The sequence below is a fragment of the Halocynthiibacter sp. genome, from assembly GCF_049608145.1.
GTDB lineage: Bacteria > Pseudomonadota > Alphaproteobacteria > Rhodobacterales > Rhodobacteraceae > Halocynthiibacter.
In genome coordinates, this window is sequence record NZ_JBMYXF010000005.1 from 88837 (window position 1) to 95223 (window position 6387).

The window sequence follows — 6387 nt, forward strand, 5'->3', positions numbered from 1 at the left end:
AATCGCATCAGAAAATCAGGCTCTGGCCGGTCATTTCTTCGGGCGTTTCCAACTGCATCAGCGACAACAGGCTGGGCGCAAGATCCGCCAGCCGGCCATCACGCAGCTTTGCACCTTGGGGGCCATTAAACAGCACGACCGGCACGGGGTTTGTCGTATGTGCGGTATGTGGCCCACCTGTTTTGGGGTCGATCATCATTTCGCAATTGCCATGATCTGCGGTTACAATCATCATGCCACCGGTGTCCTTCAGCGCTTGCATGACCTGACCAAGTCCCTGATCTACGGCTTCACAGGCTTGGATTGCCGCATGTAGATCGCCAGTGTGTCCAACCATATCGGGGTTGGCGAAATTCGTGACAATCAGATCATATCCCTTGTGTACTGCACCAACGAAATGTTCTGTCACTTCTGCGGCACTCATTTCGGGTTTCAGATCATAGGTCGCCACTTTCGGAGAAGAGGGCATATACCGGTCTTCTCCTTCATATGGGGTTTCCACGCCGCCATTCAGAAAGAATGTCACATGGGGATATTTTTCGGTTTCAGCCAGTCGAAACTGAGTTTTCCCTTGTTTAGACACCCATTCACCCAACGTATTGACGATGGCGCGTTTTGGAAAAGCTGTGGTCATATAGGTGTTATGGCCATCCGAATATTCCACCATCCCCAGAAGGGCCGCAAAAGCAGGGCGCGCGCCTGTATCAAAGGCGTCAAATGCGGGTTCACCGATGGCACGCAGAATTTCACGTGCCCGATCTGACCGGAAATTCAGACAGAAAAAGCCGTCACCACTTTTGGCGCCTTCATACCCATTCAGGACTGTTGCTGGGAAAAATTCATCCGTCACACCGTCTTGATATGATTTACAGATCACGGATCCGCTGTCTGCGGCGGTGTCACCTTCGCCGTGGATCATGGCATTATATGCGGCCGCAACCCGTTCCCAGCGATTGTCGCGATCCATCGCGTAATAGCGCCCGGTGACAGTGGCAATTTTTGCCCCCTCTGGCAGGCTGCCACACAGATCCGCCATATAGCCTAGGGCGGATTTCGGCGCGACGTCACGCCCGTCGGTTACCGCATGAAAGGCCACGGGCACGCCCGCATCGGTGACGGCCTTGATTGCGGCTTTTAGGTGATCGATATGCCCGTGCACCCCGCCATCAGATACCAAACCCATCAGATGCGCGGTGCCGCCGGTTTGTTTCAGTTTTGTGATGAAAGCTTGCAGGGCTTCATTGTCAAAGAAAGATCCATCTTCAATCGCAAGATCGATCTGACCCAGGTCCATCGCCACAACCCGACCCGCGCCGATATTGGTGTGTCCGACTTCGGAATTGCCCATCTGTCCCGTTGGCAACCCCGCATCATTGCCATGTGTCAGCAATTTTGCATTTGGACATTCAGACATCATCCGGTCGAAATTCGGTGTACGGGCAAGTGCTGGCGCATTTGAAGACGTGTCAGAGGAAAGCCCCCAGCCATCAAGAATACAAAGGACGACAGGTTTCGGAGTGGACATGAGATATTCCTGTATTATTCATGCAATATCTATTGCCTGTGGCACCTGCATGCAACCAACTCACACGCGGTGATAGGGACTTCCGGCCAGAATTGATGCGGCGCGGTACAGTTGTTCAGACAGCATCACGCGGGCCAGCATATGAGGCCAGACCATTTTACCAAGGCTGATAGAAAAATCTGCCTTTGCACGCAGAGCAGGATCAATGCCATCGGCACCGCCAATGACAAAACATAGATCCTGTGCGCCCTGGTCGCGCCAACTGGCAAGCTTGTTCGCAAAATCAGGGGATGACAACAGTTTCCCACGTTCATCCATGGTGCAGATCACGGCACCTTTGGGAATGGCACGTTCTAACAGAACCGCTTCGGCCCCCATGCCGCCGCCCTTTTTGTCCTCGGCTTCGCTGACTGTCAGCGGGCCAAGGCCATGGGCACGACCGGTGCGATCAAAGCGGGTTTTGTAATCATCAAAAAGATCACGTTCCGGCCCGGGGCGCATCCGGCCAATGGCAGAAATCTGAACGCGCATGGATCAGGCTGGGGTGTCGGGACCAGCTGTCGGATCCATCCACATTTTTTCCAGTTGATAGAATTCGCGAACTTCTGGGCGGAACACATGCACGATCACATCGCCGGTATCGACCAAAACCCAGTCGCCAGATCCTTTGCCTTCGGTGCGTGACAGACGGCCAAATTCTTGCTTCAGGCGATCCGCAAGCTTTTCAGCAAGCGCGGTTACCTGACGCGCGGAACGGCCGGAACACACAACCATGTAATCCGCGATCGCAGATTTACCGGCCAGATCGATTTGTACGATGTCTTCGGCTTTGTCTTCGTCAAGAGAGGTAAGAATGCGCTCAAGCAGAACTTCGCTTGAAGGTGCGTTTGCCTCGGGCAGTGATTTCGGCTGAGCAGTGGCGTCATTCGCGACTACGTTATCGGCCGCACTTTTAGATTGAGACAGGGTCTTCCCTCCTGAAAAACGCGCCGCAAAAGCCCGGCGCAGGGCTCCCCTTAAGCGTAACACCGCCTGCGTGAAAGCTCAATCCGCATAAGTGTGTTGTTTTTATCAGATCTGGGGCGGGTGATTTTGTGGAAATCGGGTGGCTTCGTGGTATGTCTGTGCCAGCCCCATTAGCTGTGCATCCTGTCCGGCTTTGCCGATCAGCTGTAGGCCCATAGGTAGATTGTGCGGGGAAAACCCGGCAGGGACAGAAACGGCGGGCAGGCCGATCAGCGAGGCCGGAATCACAATTTCCATCCAGCGGTGATAAGTATCCATTGCCTGTCCGGCAACGGTTTTAGGCCATGAGATATCCGCATCAAATGGGAACATCTGGGCGCTGGGCAGGGCAAGGGTGGTGAGGTTAAGATCCGCGACTTCTCGGAACCAGTCTGACCGGATGATGCCCGCATGGTGAATATCACGCGCGCTGTAAGACAGACCTTGTTCAATTTCCCAGATGTGGGCGTCCTTCAGAAGGGCGCGTTTCGCTGGATCTTGCCAGAGAGGCGCCGATGCGCAGGCGACGCTGTGGCTGCGCAGGATGTTCCAAGCATCCCAAAGCGATTCAGGCGCGATTGTTGGCGTATATTCCATGATAGTACAGCCAAGATCGCGAAATATATCCAGTGCGTTTTCGCAGGTTTTTAGCACATCTTTTTCCATTGGATAATACCCGGACCAGTCTCTGATCCAGCCAATAGAGATGTTTTTGGGGTTAACGTCTTCATAACCTTTATACGCGGGCTGCCCCAGTGGTTGACGGTGATCGGGTTGCCCGATGACGCGCAACATTAGATCCATATCGCGTGGGCTGCGGGCCATTGGGCCATTGGTTGATAGGCTTTGCGACCAGGCGTCACCTTCGGCATCTTTGGCCACAAGGCCTGCGGTGGGGCGAAAGCCATAGACATTATTCCAGCCGGCCGGATTGCGCAGACTTCCCATCATATCGGATCCATCCGCAATGGGCAGCATACCGGTGGCTAGGGCAACGGCTGCACCGCCACTGGATCCCCCGGCGCTGCGGCTTTGATTGTATGCATTACGGGTAACACCAAAGATCGGATTATAGCTGTGACTGCCCAACCCAAATTCCGGCACATTGGTTTTGCCGATGATCAGAACACCCGCTGCGCGCAGGCGTGACACCATCAGGCTGTCATCTTCTGGGGTGTTATCAGCAAACAAAGGCGAACCACTTGTCGAAAGTAGATCTTTTGTGTTTTCCAGATCCTTTACCGCAATCGGCAAACCCCAGAGAGGCTGATTTGGAGCTGGGCCTGAGGCGTCCATTTTATCAGCCTCGGCCAGCAGATCTTCACGTGGGCGCAGCGACACGATGGCATTCACGGATGGGTTAACTGCATCAATGCGGGCAAGGCAGGCTTCTAGCACCTGGCGTACAGAGATGTCACGATTTTGCAGCATCTCTGCAAGATCGCAGGCGTCATAGTCAGTCAATAACCGGGGGGTGCTCATTGATGTCATCTTTCAGAATACGCACTTCGCGCTGTGGGAAGGGCAGTTCAATGCCGTTTTCCTTAAACGCATCCCAAAGTGCCAGGTAAACATTGCCGCGAATATTGGTCAGGCCGCCGGTTGGATCGGTGATCCAGAACCGCAGTATGTAATCGACTGAACTGTCGCCAAAGCCCACGATGTGACAGACCGGAGCCTTCGCCGAAAGCACGCGCCCGACAGAGGATGCGGCAGAAATGGCAATGCGGCGCACTTCATGGGGATCGCAGCCATAAGACGTGCCAAAGAAAATATCGAGGCGCACAAGATCGTTGGAATGGGACCAGTTGACCACCTGACCGGTGATCAGATCTTCGTTTGGGATCAGATATTCGCGCCCGTCACGGGTGACGACGGAAACATAGCGCGCACCCAAGCTGTCGATCCAGCCAAAGGTGTCGCCCAGAGAAATCACATCGCCAGGCTTGATGGATTTATCCAACAAAATGATGATGCCTGACACAAGGTTCGACACGACTTTTTGCAAACCAAAGCCAAGACCCACACCAATGGCACCTGACAAAACCGCAAGACCTGTCAGATCAAATCCGACTGCTTTTAGTCCGATGAAAAATGCGGATCCATACAGCACCATCTGAATGAATTTCACGGCCAGCACCTGCATGGATGGCGAGATGTCTTTGTTTTCTCGGATGCGGTTGGATGTTGTGCCGGAAATCAGGCGTGCGCCGAAAAACAGCACCCCGGTGACAATAACGGCCTTTAAAATAGCCAGCAGAGAGAGGCGGAAATCACCGAACTCAATGGCGGCTTTATCCAATACGCCATTGGTTGCTTCAAGAAAGCCAAAGTAATAGAGCGTGACCCAGATCCAGCCGGAAATGCGAATAGTGCGCCGCAGGGTTTGGTTGCGGATCAGTTGAACAGCAAGAGCGATGGCGAACCAGGACGCGCTGATTGTGCCGATAATTGACAGCAGATAAGTGCGCGAAGGAAAAGTATTCAGAACCTCGCGCATGAACCAGATTACGATCCAAATCATTAGAATATACAGGATCAGATGGATGCGGCGATGCAGGATCAACAGCCAGCGCAACTGCCATTTTGGTCGTCCTTCCAGGCCTCTCATCCATTCATGGATGCGAGGACCAACCAGCATGTTGATCAACCAGGCTGTCGCGAAAATCCCAACAGCAATTGCCACTTGCCACAGTTGATAGGGGCGCAGCAGGCCTTCGATAAATACCTGTAGCTGAACCAGAAAGCCCTGGACTTCGGTTGTCAGTTCCGCGGTGGGGGTGTCGATGATTTCGTTCTCCATAGGCACAGTGTTGCACGTCCACGCGGGGTGGACAATATCACGACAGACGTGCTTTCTGCCTTTGCAAAGGGGAATGCAGAAATGGGCGAGGTTTTACTATTCATCCTGGCGGGATTTGGGGCCGGTGTTATGAACGCGATTGCCGGGGGCGGAACGTTTCTGACGTTTCCCGCATTGGTGTTTGCGGGCATTCCGCCCGTGGCAGCCAATGCCACCAGCGCCGTTGCGGTGTTTCCGGGGTATTTGTCTGCCGCGCTGGGCTTTGGCGATGATATTCGTGCCCTGCCGCGTGCCAAGTTAATCCGGGCGACGATCGCATCCCTCGTGGGGGGGCTGGCTGGCGGTCTGTTGTTGCTTGTGTCGTCAAACGATGTGTTTTCGATGTTGGTGCCATTCCTTCTGTTCGCCGCAACCCTGGCTTTTGCATTCCAGAAGCAGATTTCAGCTTTTCTAGCGGGATCCGGATGGCAACTGACGGCGTGGGGCCTGCCCGGGATTTTCACTGTATCGCTTTATGGTGGCTACTTTAACGGAGGCCTTGGGATTGTTCTGCTGGCGCTGTTCGCGCTTTGGGGATGGGACAATTTGAATGCCATGAATGGGCTGAAAAACGCATTAAGCTTTGTGATTTCTGCGATCTCAGTCGCGACATTTGCGATTGCGGGTATTGTCAGCTGGCCCGCCGCCCTGATCATGGGGGTGTCTGCAATTGCGGGCGGTTTTGCCGGGGCACGCATCGCAAAGATTTTGCCGGTTGCACTGATGCGCGCAGTGATTATTTTGATCGGCCTGACCATGAGCGCGGTTTTCTTCGCGCGCCTCTTTTCCTGAAAGGTTTCCCAATGCGCGCCATTCAATCCCTTGGCCTGATTGCAATTGTTGTTCCCTCTTACGATGCAGGTATTGCGTTCTACGTGGATCAACTGGGTTTTGAACTGATCCAGGATGAAGACCAAGGGGGTGGCAAGCGCTGGGTTGTTGTGCGCCCTCATGGCGGGGCAGGCAGTGATATTCTGCTGGCTCAGGCGAAAGGCGAAGATCAACAGGCTGCGAT

Annotated in this window: 7 protein-coding genes; 2 read left to right on the top strand and 5 right to left on the bottom strand. The window is 54.0% G+C overall.

Going from position 1 to position 6387, the window contains the following annotated elements:
* Positions 1-7: 7 nt before the first annotated feature.
* From gpmI to ACPGUT_RS03310, 5 genes are all read right to left on the bottom strand, one after another.
* Positions 8-1525, bottom strand: coding sequence for a 2,3-bisphosphoglycerate-independent phosphoglycerate mutase (gene gpmI / locus ACPGUT_RS03290; RefSeq protein WP_423988818.1), 1518 nt, complete (start codon positions 1523-1525; stop codon positions 8-10).
* A gap of 60 nt (positions 1526-1585) precedes the next feature.
* On the bottom strand, positions 1586-2056 hold the full coding sequence (rlmH, locus tag ACPGUT_RS03295; protein WP_423988819.1) for a 23S rRNA (pseudouridine(1915)-N(3))-methyltransferase RlmH: 471 nt from the start codon (positions 2054-2056) through the stop codon (positions 1586-1588).
* 3 nt (positions 2057-2059) lie between these two features.
* Positions 2060-2425, bottom strand: a complete 366-nt coding sequence (gene rsfS / locus ACPGUT_RS03300; protein ID WP_423988827.1) for a ribosome silencing factor — start codon at positions 2423-2425, stop codon at positions 2060-2062.
* 171 nt (positions 2426-2596) lie between these two features.
* Entirely contained in the window at positions 2597-4012 is a 1416-nt protein-coding gene (locus ACPGUT_RS03305) for an amidase (RefSeq protein ID WP_423988820.1), read from the bottom strand.
* Complete coding sequence (locus tag ACPGUT_RS03310) at positions 3987-5333, bottom strand: mechanosensitive ion channel family protein (RefSeq protein WP_423988828.1); 1347 nt, start codon at positions 5331-5333, stop codon at positions 3987-3989. Before ACPGUT_RS03310 ends, ACPGUT_RS03305 begins: the two co-directional genes overlap by 26 nt.
* A gap of 81 nt (positions 5334-5414) precedes the next feature.
* Here ACPGUT_RS03310 and ACPGUT_RS03315 point away from each other — a divergent pair, with 81 nt between their 5' ends.
* Together ACPGUT_RS03315 and ACPGUT_RS03320 are read left to right on the top strand one after the other, a co-directional pair.
* Positions 5415-6164: a sulfite exporter TauE/SafE family protein gene (locus ACPGUT_RS03315; protein ID WP_423988821.1), complete on the top strand. Its 750-nt coding sequence runs from the start codon at positions 5415-5417 to the stop codon at positions 6162-6164.
* Between the two features lie 11 nt (positions 6165-6175).
* Positions 6176-6387: VOC family protein (locus ACPGUT_RS03320; RefSeq protein WP_423988822.1), on the top strand; the 212-nt coding region annotated here is incomplete at its 3' end.

Excerpts from the sequence above, each read along its gene's own strand:
- rlmH (WP_423988819.1), bottom strand. The coding sequence starts at position 2,056 with ATGCGCGTTCAGATTTCTGCCATTGGCCGGATGCGCCCCGGGCCGGAA.
- ACPGUT_RS03305 (WP_423988820.1), bottom strand. The coding sequence starts at position 4,012 with ATGAGCACCCCCCGGTTATTGACTGACTATGACGCCTGCGATCTTGCA.
- ACPGUT_RS03315 (WP_423988821.1), top strand. The coding sequence starts at position 5,415 with ATGGGCGAGGTTTTACTATTCATCCTGGCGGGATTTGGGGCCGGTGTT.
- gpmI (WP_423988818.1), bottom strand. The coding sequence starts at position 1,525 with ATGTCCACTCCGAAACCTGTCGTCCTTTGTATTCTTGATGGCTGGGGG.
- ACPGUT_RS03310 (WP_423988828.1), bottom strand. The coding sequence starts at position 5,333 with ATGGAGAACGAAATCATCGACACCCCCACCGCGGAACTGACAACCGAA.